This is a genomic window from Pseudomonas sp. IC_126 (assembly GCF_004331835.1).
Classification (GTDB): Bacteria; Pseudomonadota; Gammaproteobacteria; order Pseudomonadales; family Pseudomonadaceae; genus Stutzerimonas.
Window position 1 is genome coordinate 110,776 of record NZ_SJSS01000004.1, and the last position, 16,756, is coordinate 127,531.

Sequence of the window (16,756 nt, forward strand, 5' to 3'; positions counted from 1 at the left end):
ACACGCACGCCAGTGATTACACCGCAGCGGACGCCAAACGGTAGGGGAATCTACGGCGAGAGGGTTTTGTGTTGTTGCGCGAAGCTACTGAACTTTTGCAAAAAACTACGGGATTTCAAGACTGCACCGCACGTCTCAGCGTTAGCCAGAAAACTTCAGCGTTCGCTGCTACGCAGGCGCTTTGGCGTGAGTCCAAGATAGCGCCGGGTCGCGGTAGTCAGCGCACTCTGGCTGGAAAAACCGCACTCCTCCGCAATCCGTACCAATGGCAGCGGACTCTCGCGCAGCAGCCGAGCGGCGCGATCCAGACGGCTTTTCAGCAGGTATTGATGCGGCGTGAGGCCTACGCTGTCTTTGAACTGCGCGTGGAAGTGGCTGGGGCTCAGGCACGCGATCTGGGCCAGTTCGGCGACGGTAATGCGGCGCGCCAAGTTGGTTTCGATATGGGCATCCAGGCGGGCGATGTCCATTGCGCCGGTCGGCCGACGCGTCGATTCACCGAACACTCGCAGATGCAATGCCCGCAGCAGCACGCCACCCAGGGCACGCGCCAGCAATGGATCGCTGCCGTAGCGGGCCAGTTCGGCACCGGCGTAATTGAGCAGATTCTGAAAATCGGCATCCAGCGCCGGATAACGCGGGGTCTCGAACAGCTGGGCCAGCAGCCAAGGATCATCGGCGCTCAGGTCCTGCTCGTCGAGATCGATGATCAGCATGCGGTTGTCACCCTTGCCGGCGAACTCATGCTCGGCATGACCCGGCACCAGGCAGGCGCGCATGCGGCAGACTTCCCCACCAGAACCATCCACTTCGAACTCCGCACTGCCGGACAGCGACAGCACCAATTGGTGGTAATCGTGTGCGTGTTCGTGGGCCTGATCATCGAGGCGAAGCAGACGTGCGTTGAGCATGGCGGGGTACCTGGCTTGTCGCCGCACTCTACCGGAGCCGACCGGTTTTTTACAGTTGACGGGGATGCGCGGCCAATTGGATTGAAATCATTTGCCGCAGACCCATCTAAAGAGCACGTACTCGCAACAGGTGCCGCATGAACGACGACATCAATCACCAATTCGAGCAGGACGATTCATCCACTGGACTGGTACTGCCGGATCAGAACCTGCCGGACAAGCTGTACATCATTCCGGTACATAACCGGCCTTTCTTTCCCGCTCAAGTCTTGCCGGTCATCGTCAATGAAGACCCTTGGGCCGACACGCTGGAACTGGTTGGCAAGACGCCGCACCAGGGCCTGGCCCTCTTTTATATGGACACGCCGGCGCAGGACGCCGCCAGTTTCGACCCGGACAGCCTGCCCGAGCACGGCACCATGGTCCGCGTGCACCACGCATCGAAGGAAGGCGGCAAGCTGCAGTTCGTCGCCCAAGGCATGGCTCGCGTGCGCATTCGCGGCTGGTTGCGGCGCAAGCCTCCCTACCTGGTCGAGGTGGATTACCCGCAGAGCGACGAGGACCCGCGCGATGAGGTCAAGGCGTACGGCATGGCCCTGATCAACGCGATCAAAGAGCTGCTACCGCTCAACCCGCTATACAGCGAGGAGCTGAAGAACTACCTCAACCGCTTCAGCCCGAACGCGCCGTCGCCCCTGACCGACTTCGCCGCGGCCCTGACTACGGCGCCCGGCCTGGAATTGCAGGAAGTGCTCGACACCGTACCCGTGCTCAAGCGCATGGAAAAGGTGCTGCCACTGCTGCGCAAGGAGGTCGAGGTCGCCAAGCTGCAGAAGGAACTGACCGGCGAGGTCAATCGCAAGATCGGCGAGCGTCAGCGCGAGTTCTTCCTTAAGGAACAGCTGAAAATCATCCAGCAGGAATTGGGCATCACCAAGGACGATCGCAGCGCCGACGCCGACGAATTCCGCTCGCGACTGGAAGGCAAGGTGTTGCCGCCCGCCGCGCAGAAGCGCATCGACGATGAGCTGACCAAGCTGTCCGTGTTGGAAACTGGCTCGCCGGAGTACGCGGTGACGCGCAATTATCTGGACTGGGCAACCTCGATGCCCTGGGGCCTGTACAGCGAGGACAAGCTCGACCTCGAACGCGCACGGAAAATACTCAACGATCACCACGCCGGGCTGGACGACATCAAGAGCCGCATCATCGAGTTTCTCGCGGTCGGTGCGTTCCGCGGCGAGATCGCCGGGTCCATCGTGCTGCTGGTCGGCCCGCCAGGCGTAGGCAAGACCAGCATCGGCAAGTCCATCGCCGAATCGCTGGGGCGGCCCTTCTATCGTTTCAGCGTCGGCGGCATGCGCGACGAAGCGGAAATCAAAGGCCATCGCCGGACCTATATCGGCGCCCTGCCCGGCAAGCTGGTGCAGGCGCTGAAGGAAGTCGAGGTGATGAACCCAGTCATCATGCTCGATGAGGTCGACAAGCTCGGCAACAGCCATCAGGGCGACCCGGCCTCGGCGCTGCTGGAAACCCTCGACCCCGAGCAGAACGTTGGCTTCCTCGACCATTACCTGGATCTGCGTCTCGATCTGTCCAAGGTGCTGTTCGTTTGCACAGCCAACAGCCTCTATTCGATTCCCGGACCGCTGCTCGACCGGATGGAAATCATTCGGCTGTCCGGCTACATCACCGAAGAAAAGCTCGCCATCGCCAAGCGCCATCTCTGGCCGCGGCAACTGGAGCGGGCCGGCGTACCTAAAAATCGCCTGTCCATCAGCGACAGTGCATTGCGCCATTTGATCGAGGGGTACGCGCGGGAAGCAGGAGTGCGCCAACTCGACAAGCAGCTTGGCAAGATGGTGCGCAAGGCGGTGGTCAAGCTGCTCGACGAGCCAGACAGCAAGATCAAGATCGGCCCGAAAAACGTCGAAAGCTATCTGGGCATGCCGTTCTGGCATCCCGAACAATTGCTCACCGGTGTAGGCGTGGTCACGGGGCTGGCCTGGAACAGCATGGGAGGCGCCACACTGCCGATCGAGGCGACACGCATCCATACGCTGAACCGCGGGTTCAAACTCACCGGCAAGCTCGGCGATGTGATGAAGGAGTCGGCCGAAATCGCCTTCAGCTATGTGAACGCGCACTTGAAGGAATTCAAAGGCGATCCGAAGTTCTTCGATCAAGCTTTCGTGCATATGCATGTGCCCGAAGGCGCGACACCGAAGGACGGCCCCAGCGCCGGCATCAGCATGGCCAGCGCATTGCTGTCGCTTGCGCGTAATCAGGCGCCGAAAAAGGGCGTGGCGATGACCGGCGAGCTGACCCTGACCGGCCTGGTGTTGCCCATCGGCGGCCTGCGCGAGAAGGTGATCGCCGCGCGACGCCTGAAACTCTATGAACTGATCATCCCTGAGCTGAACCGCGGGGATTTCGAGGAGCTACCGGACTATCTGAAGGAAGGCCTGACGATGCATTTCGCCAAGCGCTTCAGTGATGTGGTCAAGGTGCTGTTCTGACGATCCAGTGCAGTGTCGGAGCCCTTCCATTCAGGCTCCGATAGCCGCAATCTTGACCACCGAGTTTGCTGGCGATCCGTGCCCAGGCATCGCCAGCAACCTGCTTCTTGGTAAAAGCACAGCCTTTACGATTGGCCGCAGGCGCCTTATGGTTCGACGCAAGCCCGCCTATATAGAGCCCCGTTCGCCCATGTCTACACTGCCCCGCCTGCTGTCATTCGCCTCCGTGCTGCTGCTTGCCGGCTGCGCCAGTAAGCCCTCCGGCAGTGTCGCGCTGAATGAAGACGCGGCCTGCCCGTTGTCGTTGCAGCGTGGCCAGATCTTGATCCTCAGCCTGCCCAGCAACCCGGCCACCGGTTATCGCTGGCATCTTCGTGAAGTTTCGTCCGAACAGTTGAAGAGCCTCGGCCCCGAGGTGTTCAGCTCGGCGAAAAACGATCTGATCGGCGGCGATGGTATTTCCACCTGGCGTTTCCAGGCCGAACAGGCCGGCGCAGGTCGGCTGTACCTGACCTATCAGCGCCCATGGGAGACCGAGGACGAGCCCGCAGGCCTGTTCGACTGCCGTATCGAAGTGCAGTAACCGCGACTGCCTTATCCGTGCCGATCGTCCAGTCGGCAACGGCGACACGAGCGGCTTTCCGCTACAATGCCGCCCCTGTTTTTCAGCCTGCCCAGACACCGCCGTGATCCACGACCCAGACCGCCTGTTCGCCCAGCCCCTCGCCCAACCCCAGGACTTCGCGTTCAACGAAGACGTGGTGCGCGTGTTCCCTGACATGATCAAGCGCTCGGTGCCGGGTTACCCGACCATCGTCGAGAACATCGGCGTGCTGGCGGCGCAATTCGCCCAGCCGAATACCTGCCTCTACGATCTCGGCTGTTCGCTGGGCGCGGTCAGCCAGGCGCTGCGCCGGCACGTGAAAACCGAAAATTGCCAAGTCGTTGCAGTCGACAACTCATCGGCGATGGTCGAGCGCTGCCGCGAATACCTGCATGCGCAGGACTCGATGTTTCAGGAATTGCTGCCCGTCGAGGTGATCGAGGCCGATGTTCTGGCGCTGCAGTACCAACCGACTTCGCTGGTGGCGCTCAACTTCACCCTGCAGTTCATCCCGCGAGAACAGCGTCCGGCTCTGCTCGGCGCCATTCGCCAAGCGCTGGTACCAGGCGGCGCGCTAATTCTCTCGGAAAAACTGCGCTTCGAAGACGAGCAGGAGCACGCGCTACTGACCGACTTGCACATCGCGTTCAAGCGCGCCAATGGCTACAGCGAACTGGAAATTGCCCAGAAGCGCAGCGCCATCGAGAACGTGATGAAGCCCGACAGCCTGGAAACCCACCGCCAGCGCCTGCTGGACGCCGGATTCTCCAAGGTGGTGCCGTGGTTCCAGTGCCTGAATTTCGCCTCGTTGATCGCCCTGCCATGAACCTCGATCTGACTCCCCTCGCCTGGCGCCTGGCCGGCACCCCGCTGGCCGCATGGGCCAATGGCCTGCAACAGCAACTCGACGCCAAGCTCGCCATCGGCCACGGCGATCTGCCGCGCTGGCGTCGTGCCGTCGATGCGCTGCCTGACATTCATCCCAGCGCTGTCGAACTGCGCGATGCTTTCCGTCTGGAGGCCGAGTGCAACGACGCCACCCGCGCCGTCACCCATGATGCGCTGTTCGGTCTGTCGCCATGGCGCAAAGGGCCGTTCGATGTGTTCGGCGTGCACGTCGACACCGAGTGGCGATCCGATTGGAAATGGGATCGCGTGTCGCCGCATCTCGATCTTGCCGGCAAGCGCATCCTCGATGTCGGCTGCGGCAACGGCTACTACATGTGGCGCATGCTCGGTGCTGGCGCCGACTCGGTGGTGGGTATCGACCCAAACTGGCTGTTCTTCTGCCAGTTCCACGCGATGAAGCGCTACCTCGAAGAACTGCCGGTCTGGCACTTGCCGATGGCTCTGGAAGAGCTGCCGGCCAAGCTCGAAGGCTTCGACACCGTGTTCTCCATGGGCGTGCTCTACCACCGCCGCTCACCCGTCGATCATCTCCTCGACCTGAAAGATTGCCTGCTCAAAGGCGGCGAACTGGTGCTGGAAACCCTGGTGGTCGAAGGCGACGAACACACCGCGCTGGTCCCCGAAGACCGCTATGCGCAGATGCGCAACGTCTGGTTCCTGCCCTCGGTGGCGGCGCTGGAATGCTGGCTGCGCCGTGCAGGCTTCGTGGATGTGCGTTGCGTCGACGTCAGCATCACCAGCGTCCAGGAACAGCGCAGCACCGACTGGATGCGCTATCAGTCGCTGCCGGAATTTCTCAACCCCCAGGATCACAGCAAGACCATCGAAGGGTTACCGGCGCCGATGCGTGCCGTGCTGATCGCACGCAAGCCATAGGCTTACGAGTTCGCTTCCTGGCACCCGCGTCGGCAACGCTGCTCCGCCACTATATGCCTTAACGGCATGCGCTCCCTCTCGACGAGCCGCGAGCGGCTCAGATCACGCCTGTCCAGTTGTTGGTCGCTGAGCCTGAGCAGGCACCGGTACAAGCGCCGTTTCCGCCAGGCCACGAACCAATCGGTCAATAATTGCTGAAGTTCGACTGGCCACATGGCCGGCATATAGAACTCCGGCACTGCTGGCCGATCCCGATCGCCAATCACGTCACGTTTGTGCTGCCGTTCTGGCTGACGTTCTAAATCTCGCATTGCATCCTCCTGCTAAGAGGGCGCATGGGCGCACCCGATACCAACCGACCGTCATTCGCGATCGGCAGAATCAGATTGAGCGCCCTTGACGATTCAGACAAACGACTACAATAAAACTTCAGGTTCAAGAAAATTGAAGGCCATCCCATGCCAGGTATGCCCGAAGAACTTCCCCAATCCGCCATGCCGCTGCTTGAAATCGATGTGCTGCGTACCTTCGTCTCGATTGCAGAAAGCGGCAGCTTCACACGAGCAGCCGGACAGATCTTTCGCACCACCTCGGCCGTCAGCATGCAAATCAAACGGCTGGAGACCATGCTTGGCTGCACGCTGTTCGTTCGCGAGGCCCGACGCATCGCACTGACGGCCGATGGCGAGCGCTTGTTGGGCTATGCCCGGCGGTTGCTCAAACTCAACGAGGAAACGGTCAACGCCTTCATTGCGCCGAGGCTGGTCGGGCGGGTTCGGTTCGGTACGCCGGGCGACCTCGGCACGCATATCCTGCCGGGCCTGCTGTCACTGTTCGCACGCACTCATCCGGGAATCGAGGTCGATGTATCTGTGGGTCGTAGCCTGGACATGATCCAACGCATCGATGCCGGCGAACTGGATGTCGCACTCATTAGTGTCGGCAACCTTGGCCAGGACGACTCGCGTGGCGAGACCATTCACAGCGAACCATTGGTCTGGGCTGGTCGAGCGGGCGGCGTCGCGGTCGAGCGCACCCCTTTGCCGCTGGCGCTGGCGAGTCCCGGGTGCTCATGGCGACGTCAGGCATTGGATGCGCTCGACCGTGCAGGCCGTTCTTATCGCATCGCCTATTCCAGCGAGCAATGCGCCGGACAGGAAGCAGCCATGATGGCCGACCTGGCGGTCGCGCCCTATCCGTTGAGCCTGATCAGGCATCCGCTGAAACGTCTGGAAGAAAGCAGCAGCCTGCCGAAACTCGGCGACTACCAGATAAAACTGCTACGCGCCGCAGACTGCAGCGAGCCGGTGGATGTGCTCTCGCGGCATGTCATTGCGGCCTTTATGGCGTATCACAAGTAGTCGGTCTGATCGGGTACGACAGGAGAACGAGAGGCGGTATGGCGAAATGGTTGATTGGCGCAGGTCTGTTGTTGCTTCTGCTCGGTGTGCTGCTGCACTACGTACCCGGGCTGCTGAGCTGGTTTGGGTGACATCCGCCTCGAGTCGGAGCGCAGCCGCACCTTCATTCCCATTACGTCGATGATCATTCTGAGCGTATTGCTGACAATTCTGCTGAATCTGTTTCGGCGCTGACAGGCTGTCGAGGCGACCGTAACGCAGGACCGCCGCACTCATCAGCCTCGTGCTGCGGCGGTGAGGATTAGGTGCTTCATTTCCTTGACGGCCTGCTTGAAGCCGACGAACAACGCATGGGCAACGATCGCATGGCCAATGTTCAGCTCGTTGACACCGCGGATCGCCGCGATGGGCTCGGCGTTGTGATAGTGCAGGCCGTGGCCCGCATTGACGATCAATCCGTGGCTCAGACCGAGCTCGACACCCTCGCGAATTCTCGCCAGCTCGCAAGCCCGTTCAGACACGCTATGGGCATCTGCGTAACGCCCAGTATGCAGCTCGATAGCCGGAGCGCCTATGCACGCTGCCGCTTCGATCTGCCGCGGATCAGCGTCGATGAACAACGAGACCTCCGCACCGCAGGCGGCCAGGCGAGCAATGGCATCACGAATGCGCGACTCCTGGCCAGCGACGTCGAGGCCACCCTCGGTGGTGAGCTCCTGACGCGTTTCCGGCACCAGGCAGACATGTTCCGGACGCAACTGCTCGGCGAAAGCCAGCATCGCCTCGGTCACGCCCATTTCGAAATTCATCCGGGTCTGCAGCGCGTCCTTCATCATCAGCACGTCGCGCTCCTGGATGTGCCGACGGTCTTCGCGCAGATGCACGGTAATGCCATCGGCTCCCGCCTCTTCGGCGTCCAGCGCCGCCTTGACCGGGTCTGGGTAACGCGTGCCGCGCGCCTGACGCAGCGTCGCAACATGATCGACATTGACGCCCAACAGAATTCGATTGGCTTCAGTCACGCGGGACCTCCTTTATGTTCATGAACAATTCACGGCTGACCAGAGGTCGACCACCCAGATGTGGCGCCAGCGCCTGGCGCATCAATCGCTTCGCTGCGGCTAGAGCGCCTGGCACTTCCCAATCGGCCTCGGCCATGGCCAGGAGTTCCGCGCCTTTGAATAACCCGGGCTGAAACTGACCGACAGGCTCGAGGCCGGTATCCGGCAACAATCGATAAAGCCCGGAGCTGACGATCGGCTGCCCAGCGATATCTTGATCGAGGGCGAACCCATAGCCGAGCTCGGTCAGCAATCGCCATTCGAAAGCACGAAGTATGGGTTCGAGCGGGCGCTTGGCCGCCAGCGCAGGCAATGTCGCGGCGTAGTGATCGAACATGGCCGGGTGAGCATCTTCAGCGGGAAGCAGGCGAATCAGCAATTCGTTGAGATACATGCCGCTGAACAGTGCGTTGCCGTCGAGCCAGTAGGCTTGGCTGACGCTTTCCAGCCGCCCGACATTCTTCAGCTCGCCACGCCCACGGAATTCCACCTCGAGCGGCACGAACGGCCGCGCCAACGTCCCTGCTTTCCCACGCGCCCCGCGAAGCACGGCTCGTAGTCGTCCTTCAGGCGTGAAGAAGTCCACCAAAGCACTGCTCTCGCGATAGGGACGGCTATGCAGGACGAAGGCGGTCTGGGGAAGCATGGAGTCCATGGGCTAAGCGCTTGGAAGCTGGAAAACTTGGGCCAATCCCTTGGCCCATACCTGCAATCGGTTCAAGCTTTCAGTCGCTCGCCCCGAGCCTCTCTTCTCGTCTTATCGCTTACTGGTAGCCCAGCGAATGCAGGGCTCGCTCGTCATCGGACCAACCGCTCTTCACTTTCACCCAGAGATTGAGCATGACCTTGGAATCAAACAGCACTTCCATGTCTTTGCGCGCTTCCTGACCGATGCGTTTGATCCGCTCGCCTTTGTCACCAATGATGATTTTCTTCTGTCCGTCGCGCTCGACGAGGATCAGCGCATGGATATGGAGAACATGCCCCTGCTGCTTGAAATCCTCGATCTCGACGGTGATTTGGTAAGGCACTTCGGCGCCCAGCTGACGCATAATCTTCTCGCGCACCAGCTCAGCGGCGAGGAAGCGGCTACTGCGGTCCGTAATCTGATCTTCCGGAAAGAAGTGCTCGCCTTCCGGCAGGTGCGACGCCACCAGCTTCTCGAACACATCCAGGTTCTGCCCGTGCTGAGCGGAAATCGGCACGATCTCGGCTCTCGGCAGTTGCTGTGCCAGCCACTCGAAATGCGGAAGCAGCTCGCCCTTGTCCTCGACGCGATCGGTCTTGTTCACCGCGACGATCACCGGCCCTTCGACATATTGAACGCGCTCCAGCACTAGCTGATCCTCATCGGTCCAGCGCGTGCGGTCGACGACGAACACCACCACATCGACATCCTTCAATGCCGAAGAGGCAGTACGGTTCATGTAGCGATTAAGAGCGGTCTCGCCGTTCTTATGCAGTCCGGGCGTATCGACGTAGACGGCCTGGACAGCACCTTCGGTCTTGATCCCGAGCATGTTGTGGCGCGTGGTCTGCGGCTTGCGTGAAGTTATTGCGAGCTTCTGCCCGAGCACATGATTGAGCAACGTCGACTTACCAACATTGGGACGACCAACGATTGCGACATAACCACAGCGGCTTACCGCATCGTCCTGCAGATGTTCATCAGTCATGGCCATTCTCCACGCCAAGGGCGATCAATGCCGAGGCGGCGGCAACCTGTTCGGCAATGCGCCGGCTGGCGCCCTGCCCTTGTGTCTTCTCGTTGAGCAGTGACACCTGGCACTCGACGAAGAACGTGCGGCAATGCGGTTCTCCCTGAATCGCCACCACTTCGTACTTCGGTAATTCACAGGCGCGCGACTGCAGAAACTCCTGCAAGCGGGTTTTAGGGTCCTTGTTGGTGTCGACCAGCGTCAGTCCTTGCAGTTCGTTGGCAAGCCAGGCGAGCACGCGGTCGCGTGCGGCCTCGATGCCGGCGTCCAGATAGATTGCACCAATCAAGGCTTCGAGCGTGTCGGCCAGGATGGACTCACGGCGATATCCACCGCTCTTGAGCTCACCCGAACCGAGGCGCAAATAGTCACCGAGTTCGAAACCTCGTGCGAGCACCGCGAGGGTCTCGCCCTTGACCAGCCGCGCGCGCAGGCGGGACAGCTGCCCTTCCTTGGCCTGTGGGAAGTGGCTGAACAGTGCCTCGCCAGCGATGAAGTTGAGAATGGCGTCACCGAGAAACTCCAGACGCTCATTGTTGCGTCCGGCATAGCTGCGATGCGTCAGGGCCAGCAGCATCAGCTCCTGGTCTTTGAATTGATAACCGAGCTTGCGCTCGAGACGGGCTAACGAAGTGCTCACGGCATCCTTAGGCGATATTCTTTATCGAAGTTCGCCACAAGATCGAGGTTACGGATCAGGGGCTCGCGTTTTTCGTAATCCAGATGGACCTTGAATTCATTGTTCTCGATGACGACTTTCATTGCTTCCTCCAGATCGAGGTCGCGAATGCCATTTACATCCATCCCCTTGCGGACATGGCTGTAAAAGTCCCGAACGGTGCGGACTTCCATCGTTTTGTCACTTTCGACTCCGCTGATGATCTTGTCCATGGACATATAGTCGAAATAGTGCGGCAGCATCTTGAAAGCAGTGCTGGCCACGAACGCCACCAGCGCAAGCATCATGATCCAGCTCAGCATGGACAGCCCTTTTTGCGAACGAGCAAAACTCATGTCGACCTCTATGTCGTACGTTACCCACCAATCGGGGCTGCTCAAATATAGCGAGCCGGGCCAGGGGAACCCGGCCCTGAATCACAGACTCAGTGAATCAAACCGACTCGGGAGAAGTGTGGCAGATTGCTGAACTTCGGATCCGGCCAACTCATCCACACGGCGAACGCCTTACCGACGATATTGCGGTCCGGAACCATGCCGGCAAACTCAGCGGGAATCGCTGCATCTTGCCAATAGCGGCTGTCGTTGGAGTTGTCGCGGTTGTCGCCCATCATGAAGTAATGACCTTCAGGGACGCGCCACTCGCGATTGGGCTCGACTCGGTAGCGACCCATCTCCTTGCGGATCTGATGCTCGACCTCGCCCAGCTGCTCCCGGTACAGCTTGGCGCTACCCAGGCTGCCCGGCTCTTCGCCGATCAGCACTTCGGGGACCGGCTTGCCGTTTATGGTGAGCCGCTTGTCGCTGCTGTATTGGACGATATCTCCCGGCAGGCCAACGACTCGCTTGATGTAGTTGATGTTCGGGTCACTCGGATAGCGGAAGACCATCACATCGCCACGCTTTGGATCGCTGACGTCGATGATCTTAGTGTCCACCACCGGCAGGCGAATGCCGTAGGCAAACTTGTTGACCAGAATAAAATCGCCGACCTCGAGCGTCGGTATCATCGAACCCGATGGAATCTGAAACGGCTCGATCAGAAACGAGCGAAGCACCAAGACGATCGCCAGCACTGGAAAGAAGGATTTGCCGTACTCGATCAGCACCGGTTCCTTGCTCAGGGCGTCCAGTGTCGACTGATCAGGCTGGCCAGCGGTGCGACCTTCATAGTTCGCTATCGCAGCGCGACGACGCGGCGCAAAGAACATTAGGTCGAGCAGCGACAGAAAACCGCATACTGCAACGGCAATCACCAGCAACAGCGGGAAATTGATCGACATATCAGCTATCTACCTTCAGCACCGCAAGAAACGCTTCTTGCGGGATTTCTACGTTGCCGACCTGTTTCATACGCTTTTTGCCGGCCTTCTGCTTTTCCAGAAGCTTGCGTTTACGACTCACGTCACCGCCATAGCATTTGGCCAGAACGTTCTTGCGCAACGCCTTGACGGTGCTCCGAGCAACGATCTGACCGCCAATTGCCGCCTGGATCGCCACGTCGAACATCTGCCGAGGGATAAGCTCTTTCATCTTCTCTACTAGGATGCGCCCTTTGTAATGAGCATTGTCACGGTGCACGATCAGCGCCAGCGCATCGACCTTGTCGCCGTTGATCAAAATATCCAAACGGGTCAAGTTCGCCGACTGAAAACACTCGAAGCTGTAATCCAGCGAGGCATAGCCACGACTGACTGATTTCAGACGATCGAAGAAATCCAGCACCACTTCACTCATGGGCAGGTCGTAGCGCACCTGCACTTGCGACCCGAGGAACTGCAGATCCCGCTGCACACCGCGCTTCTCGATACAGAGGGTAATGACGCTTCCCAGATGCTCCTGGGGCACAAGGATATTGGCCCTTACGATTGGCTCGCGCATGTCCTCGATCGACGACAGATCCGGCAGCTTGGACGGGCTATCGACGTAGAGGGTCTCACCATTCTTGAGCGCCAATTCGTAAACCACCGTGGGCGCGGTGGTGATCAGGTCCAGATCGTACTCACGTTCGAGCCGCTCCTGGATGATTTCCATGTGCAACATGCCGAGGAAGCCGATACGGAAACCGAAGCCCAGCGCATCGGAACTTTCAGGTTCGTACTGCAGTGCGGCGTCGTTCAAGGTGAGCTTCTGCAGCGCCTCGCGGAAATCCTCGAAATCATCCGAGCTGACCGGGAACAGGCCGGCATAGACCTGCGGCTTGACGCGCTTGAAGCCAGGTAGCACCTCGACGTCCGGCGTGTTGGACAGCGTCAGCGTGTCGCCGACCGGCGCGCCGTGGATGTCCTTGATGCCAGCAATGATGAAGCCCACTTCGCCCGCTTTCAGATCAGCAGTGCTGGTGTGCTTGGGGTTGAAGACTCCGACGCTATCGACCTGATGCACCTTGCCGGTGGATTTGACCAGTACCTTGTCGCCTTTCTTGATCCGACCATGGCGCACCCGCACGAGCGAGACGACGCCCAGATAGTTGTCGAACCAAGAATCGATGATCAGCGCCTGCAAAGGTGCGTCGAGCTCTCCAGTCGGTGGCGGAATGACCTCGACCAGACGCTCCAGGACATCATCTACACCCATGCCGCTCTTGGCACTGCAAGCGACAGCGTCGGTCGCATCGATACCAATGATGTGCTCGATCTCACCCTTGACCTTTTCCGGGTCCGCCTGCGGCAGGTCCATCTTGTTCAGTACCGGCATGACCTCCAGGCCCTGTTCGATTGCCGTATAGCAATTGGCAACCGATTGCGCTTCGACGCCCTGGCCCGCATCGACGACCAGCAGCGCACCCTCGCAGGCCGCCAGCGAACGGCTCACCTCATAAGTGAAGTCAACGTGTCCGGGGGTGTCGATGAAATTCAGCTGGTAGGTCTTGCCGTCCCGAGCCTTGTAGTAAAGCGTAACGCTGTGCGCCTTGATGGTGATGCCTCGTTCGCGCTCGAGGTCCATCGAATCAAGTACCTGAGCGTTCATCTCACGCTCGGTCAGACCGCCACACATCTGAATGAAACGGTCGGCCAGGGTCGACTTGCCATGGTCGATGTGCGCGATGATGGAAAAATTGCGGATATGACTCAGGTCGCTCACAGCTCAACACCCAATATGCCGCGGGCTGATTGCCCGCCGAAAATAGCCGCAAAGTGTACCTGATAGGTCTATTCAGCGCCACGCCGGACCCTGGAACACTTCCCGGCTCTGCAAATGTAGCGCCACGCTCGAAAAAACCCTTCCGATCACAAAAAAACGGCCCGGAGGCCGTTTTTTTCTTCGTCTATCGATCTACTCGGCGAGCTTGAATGTGATGAAGCTTGCTCGACCCTGGCGCAGCACCCGCATGGAGACCGAGCGGTTCTTCGGCAGCTGTTCTGCAACGCGGCCAAAGGTCGACGCGGAGTCGATGGCCTGATTGTTCAGATGGGTAATCACGTCACCTGGACGCAAACCGATCATTGCGGCAGGACCGTTCAGCACTTCACTCACGACCACTCCACCAGGCAAATCAAGGCTGCGCTTCTGCTCGGCGCTTAATTCAGACACTTTGACGCCAAGTCGATTGCTGCTTTTTCCTGTACGACTATCGGCTGCCGCCACTCCTTCGCCTTCTTCTGGCAAAGCTCCGATGGTGACGGTAAGCGTCTCGCGCTCGCCATCACGAACGATACCTAGCTTCGCTCTGGTGTTCGGCTTGATCGTACCAATCATGTGTGGCAAGTCGGCGGACATATCGATGTCTTTGCCGTCAACGCTGAGAATCACATCACCGACCCGTAGACCACCCTTGGCTGCCGGCCCTCCGTCCATCACCTGCGCCACCAGCGCACCGGCTGGGCGCTCCAGACCAAAGGACTCGGCCAGATCTCGGTTGACCTCCTGTATCACTACGCCCAGCCAACCACGACTGACCTTGCCGTCCGCACGCAACTGATCGGAAACATCCATAGCCACATCGATAGGAATGGCGAACGACAGTCCCATGAAACCGCCGGAGCGGGTGAATATCTGCGAATTGATGCCGATCACTTCGCCCTGCAAATTGAATAACGGCCCACCAGAATTGCCTGGATTGATTGCGACATCCGTCTGAATGAAGGGTACATAGCTTTCGTTGGGCAAGTTGCGGCCCGTCGCACTGACGATGCCAGCCGTAACCGTGTGATCGAAGCCGAAGGGCGAACCAATCGCCAGCACCCACTCGCCGACCTTGAGCGAACTGGATTGACCCAGCTTGACAGTTGGCAGCCCTGTCGCCTCGACTTTGAGCAAAGCCACGTCGGTACGAGGGTCGGCACCGACAAGCTTGGCTTCCAGCTCACTGCGATCCGGCAAGCGAACGATTATTTCGTCCGCATCGGCAACCACGTGATTATTGGTCAACACATAACCGTCAGCGGAGATGATGAATCCAGACCCAAGCGACTGAGCCTCACGCTGCTGTCCGCCACCCGGCATGCGCGGAATGCTGTGTTCGAAGAACTCGCGAAAAATAGGCGGCAGCCCTTCCAGATCTGGCATGTGCGGATTCGCACCACGAGCCGGTACCTTCTGCTTGGTGCTGATATTGACTACTGCAGGCGAAGCATTTTCCACCAATGGAGTGAAATCCGGCAGCTGTGCATTAGCCACCGAAGCCTGTCCCAAGAAAAACAACACAGCGAAAAAAGCGAAGCCGCTATTGCGTAGAACCTTCAACATCATTCTCCCTTGACGAAAACAAACCGGCCTGACCGTACCCTTCAGTGGTTGCCAGCATTGCGCGCAACACAATGGGCTGCAACCCCGGATCATCGGCAGCTCGCTGACTGCGCTTGCGTACGATCAGCCAGGAAGCAAGGAAACCGCCAACTCCCGAGAGCACTACATATGGCTCGGCAGCCGAAAGCTCAGAAGCAATGAGGGCAGGCGCCAGCAGCGCAATCAGCGGAAAAAGATAGACAAGAAGGGCGCCGCGTAGCAATACGCTTTCACGGATGCCGACAATAACCGAATCGCCTACGTCCAAATGGAAATCGGACAACGCCCGGATCAGCCCACGCTGCTGGTGAACGCCAAGTTTATCCATCAGGCCTTGGCCACACCCGTTTTTGGCGGAACAGCCGGAGCAGGTGCTACTACGCCGTGTCTCAACCCAGACCGCGCCAGGCTCCACTGCAATTACGCGGCCGGGCTCCTCAATCATTGCGTCGCCTGATCGGACCCGGATCGCATCGACAGTGCCACTCGTTCGGCGGTGCCTAGAGGAATCTCACCAACAACCGTCACCATGACGTCGCCAGTGGTAGTTGAAATACGCTTGGATACCGCCACGGTCGGTCCCATCTGACTGCGCGCATCTTCGACGACAGCGCCCTCGAGCCGCTCGAGAAATACCGAGAAACGAGCAAGCCCGTCGCCATAGGACAGCCAGGCTACGGGCTCACCGGACGCGGGACTTGAGCGAACGTTCGAATCGAGAAGCTGAAACCCGGACGGAAGCCAATCCGATCGCCATTTGCTCGGTGTCGACTCCTGCGCGGCAATCACAGAGACTGGCTCACAGGCCGATCCGGCTTCTATGTCCGCGTGCTCGACAGACGAGGGCGAAAACTGGACGAACTGAAAGCGCTCCAGCAATTGGCCGCTTTCATCAAGCAACAGGGACTTGAGCGGCAGCGCTGTCTCTCGATCGAGATGCAACTCAAAACCGTAGCGGTGCTGATCCTGCGGTCGTATTGCCAGCGCCACCGTCGGACGCCCAGCCACCCGGGACTCACCTATTACCTGGAAGGTATACCAATCGGAAAGCTTTTTGGGGTCGAACTGCTGCTGGCGCCATGGCTTGGCATCTCGTATTTGAGACGCTAGATCTTCGCTGGCGCACTTGACCTGGCCGTCCACCAATGAAACTTCGACCGGCGGACCGTCAAGCTGCAAGAGGCGCTCGTGCAGCTCTTCCCCTTCCACCAACTGCCAGACGGCATGACTGGAAAAACTGCCGTTGCGCTCGTAAACGAAAGTCCCTTGATAGCTTTGCTTCTCCTCAGCCACCGCAAGGCGCTGCATCCACGTACTGGCATCAGCAGCGAAGGCCGGCATCGATAGCCAGCCTCCAAGCACCACACATAGCGGTATTACACGCATGTTGT

17 protein-coding genes are annotated in these 16,756 nt (G+C 59.5%); 6 read left to right on the forward strand and 11 right to left on the reverse strand.

The genetic code is table 11. The features are described 5' to 3' along the window. Nucleotides 1–155: 155 nt before the first annotated feature. A complete protein-coding gene (locus E0D86_RS13845) occupies nt 156–911 on the reverse strand; it encodes an AraC family transcriptional regulator (RefSeq protein ID WP_131650620.1) in 756 nt (251 codons plus the stop codon). Nucleotides 912–1,048: 137 nt separating this feature from the next. Here E0D86_RS13845 and lon point away from each other — a divergent pair, with 137 nt between their 5' ends. The 6 genes from lon to E0D86_RS21980 all read left to right on the forward strand — a co-directional run bounded on the left by lon (nt 1,049) and on the right by E0D86_RS21980 (nt 7,414). After that, nucleotides 1,049–3,430, forward strand: coding sequence for an endopeptidase La (gene lon / locus E0D86_RS13850; RefSeq protein ID WP_131650621.1), 2,382 nt, complete (start codon nt 1,049–1,051; stop codon nt 3,428–3,430). Between the two features lie 190 nt (nt 3,431–3,620). Further along, a complete protein-coding gene (locus tag E0D86_RS13855; RefSeq protein WP_131650622.1) occupies nt 3,621–4,013 on the forward strand; it encodes a protease inhibitor I42 family protein in 393 nt (130 codons plus the stop codon). Nucleotides 4,014–4,119: 106 nt separating this feature from the next. After that, nucleotides 4,120–4,860, forward strand: a complete 741-nt coding sequence (cmoA, locus tag E0D86_RS13860) for a carboxy-S-adenosyl-L-methionine synthase CmoA (RefSeq protein ID WP_177493060.1) — start codon at nt 4,120–4,122, stop codon at nt 4,858–4,860. Continuing rightward, nucleotides 4,857–5,819 (forward strand): tRNA 5-methoxyuridine(34)/uridine 5-oxyacetic acid(34) synthase CmoB, encoded by a 963-nt coding sequence (cmoB, locus tag E0D86_RS13865; protein ID WP_131650624.1) that lies wholly within the window; start codon nt 4,857–4,859, stop codon nt 5,817–5,819. The genes cmoA and cmoB overlap by 4 nt, the downstream gene beginning before the upstream one ends. Before the next feature lie 467 nt (nt 5,820–6,286). Next, on the forward strand, nt 6,287–7,180 hold the full coding sequence (locus E0D86_RS13875; RefSeq protein WP_131650945.1) for a LysR family transcriptional regulator: 894 nt from the start codon (nt 6,287–6,289) through the stop codon (nt 7,178–7,180). 123 nt (nt 7,181–7,303) lie between these two features. Continuing rightward, nucleotides 7,304–7,414 carry a DUF2905 family protein gene (locus tag E0D86_RS21980; RefSeq protein WP_256681220.1) on the forward strand — a complete coding sequence of 37 codons (111 nt, stop codon included), beginning with the start codon at nt 7,304–7,306 and terminating at the stop codon, nt 7,412–7,414. 41 nt (nt 7,415–7,455) lie between these two features. Here E0D86_RS21980 and pdxJ read toward each other — a convergent pair whose 3' ends face one another. From pdxJ to E0D86_RS13930, 10 genes are all read right to left on the reverse strand, one after another. Beyond that, on the reverse strand, nt 7,456–8,202 hold the full coding sequence (gene pdxJ, locus E0D86_RS13885) for a pyridoxine 5'-phosphate synthase (RefSeq protein WP_131650625.1): 747 nt from the start codon (nt 8,200–8,202) through the stop codon (nt 7,456–7,458). Next, nucleotides 8,195–8,896 carry a DNA repair protein RecO gene (gene recO, locus E0D86_RS13890; RefSeq protein ID WP_131650626.1) on the reverse strand — a complete coding sequence of 234 codons (702 nt, stop codon included), beginning with the start codon at nt 8,894–8,896 and terminating at the stop codon, nt 8,195–8,197. The genes pdxJ and recO overlap by 8 nt, the downstream gene beginning before the upstream one ends. Nucleotides 8,897–9,005: 109 nt before the next feature. Then, entirely contained in the window at nt 9,006–9,917 is a 912-nt protein-coding gene (gene era / locus E0D86_RS13895; protein ID WP_131650627.1) for a GTPase Era, read from the reverse strand. Further along, nucleotides 9,910–10,599 (reverse strand): ribonuclease III, encoded by a 690-nt coding sequence (rnc, locus tag E0D86_RS13900; protein ID WP_131650628.1) that lies wholly within the window; start codon nt 10,597–10,599, stop codon nt 9,910–9,912. Before rnc ends, era begins: the two co-directional genes overlap by 8 nt. Then, on the reverse strand, nt 10,596–10,973 hold the full coding sequence (locus E0D86_RS13905; protein WP_131650629.1) for a DUF4845 domain-containing protein: 378 nt from the start codon (nt 10,971–10,973) through the stop codon (nt 10,596–10,598). Before E0D86_RS13905 ends, rnc begins: the two co-directional genes overlap by 4 nt. Before the next feature lie 89 nt (nt 10,974–11,062). After that, complete coding sequence (gene lepB, locus E0D86_RS13910) at nt 11,063–11,920, reverse strand: signal peptidase I (RefSeq protein WP_131650630.1); 858 nt, start codon at nt 11,918–11,920, stop codon at nt 11,063–11,065. A 1-nt stretch (nt 11,921) separates the two neighbouring features. Further along, a complete protein-coding gene (lepA, locus tag E0D86_RS13915) occupies nt 11,922–13,721 on the reverse strand; it encodes a translation elongation factor 4 (protein WP_131650631.1) in 1,800 nt (599 codons plus the stop codon). Nucleotides 13,722–13,913: 192 nt separating this feature from the next. Then, complete coding sequence (locus tag E0D86_RS13920) at nt 13,914–15,326, reverse strand: DegQ family serine endoprotease (protein ID WP_131650632.1); 1,413 nt, start codon at nt 15,324–15,326, stop codon at nt 13,914–13,916. Further along, a complete protein-coding gene (locus E0D86_RS13925) occupies nt 15,304–15,810 on the reverse strand; it encodes a SoxR reducing system RseC family protein (protein WP_131650633.1) in 507 nt (168 codons plus the stop codon). The genes E0D86_RS13920 and E0D86_RS13925 overlap by 23 nt, the downstream gene beginning before the upstream one ends. Beyond that, on the reverse strand, nt 15,807–16,751 hold the full coding sequence (locus E0D86_RS13930; RefSeq protein WP_131650634.1) for a MucB/RseB C-terminal domain-containing protein: 945 nt from the start codon (nt 16,749–16,751) through the stop codon (nt 15,807–15,809). Before E0D86_RS13930 ends, E0D86_RS13925 begins: the two co-directional genes overlap by 4 nt. Nucleotides 16,752–16,756 lie beyond the last annotated feature (5 nt).

Excerpts from the sequence above, each read along its gene's own strand:
- E0D86_RS13845 (WP_131650620.1), bottom strand. The coding sequence starts at position 911 with ATGCTCAACGCACGTCTGCTTCGCCTCGATGATCAGGCCCACGAACAC.
- lon (WP_131650621.1), top strand. The coding sequence starts at position 1,049 with ATGAACGACGACATCAATCACCAATTCGAGCAGGACGATTCATCCACT.
- E0D86_RS13855 (WP_131650622.1), top strand. The coding sequence starts at position 3,621 with ATGTCTACACTGCCCCGCCTGCTGTCATTCGCCTCCGTGCTGCTGCTT.
- cmoB (WP_131650624.1), top strand. The coding sequence starts at position 4,857 with ATGAACCTCGATCTGACTCCCCTCGCCTGGCGCCTGGCCGGCACCCCG.
- E0D86_RS13875 (WP_131650945.1), top strand. The coding sequence starts at position 6,287 with ATGCCCGAAGAACTTCCCCAATCCGCCATGCCGCTGCTTGAAATCGAT.
- recO (WP_131650626.1), bottom strand. The coding sequence starts at position 8,896 with ATGGACTCCATGCTTCCCCAGACCGCCTTCGTCCTGCATAGCCGTCCC.
- era (WP_131650627.1), bottom strand. The coding sequence starts at position 9,917 with ATGACTGATGAACATCTGCAGGACGATGCGGTAAGCCGCTGTGGTTAT.
- E0D86_RS13905 (WP_131650629.1), bottom strand. The coding sequence starts at position 10,973 with ATGAGTTTTGCTCGTTCGCAAAAAGGGCTGTCCATGCTGAGCTGGATC.
- lepB (WP_131650630.1), bottom strand. The coding sequence starts at position 11,920 with ATGTCGATCAATTTCCCGCTGTTGCTGGTGATTGCCGTTGCAGTATGC.
- E0D86_RS13920 (WP_131650632.1), bottom strand. The coding sequence starts at position 15,326 with ATGTTGAAGGTTCTACGCAATAGCGGCTTCGCTTTTTTCGCTGTGTTG.
- E0D86_RS13925 (WP_131650633.1), bottom strand. The coding sequence starts at position 15,810 with ATGATTGAGGAGCCCGGCCGCGTAATTGCAGTGGAGCCTGGCGCGGTC.
- E0D86_RS13930 (WP_131650634.1), bottom strand. The coding sequence starts at position 16,751 with ATGCGTGTAATACCGCTATGTGTGGTGCTTGGAGGCTGGCTATCGATG.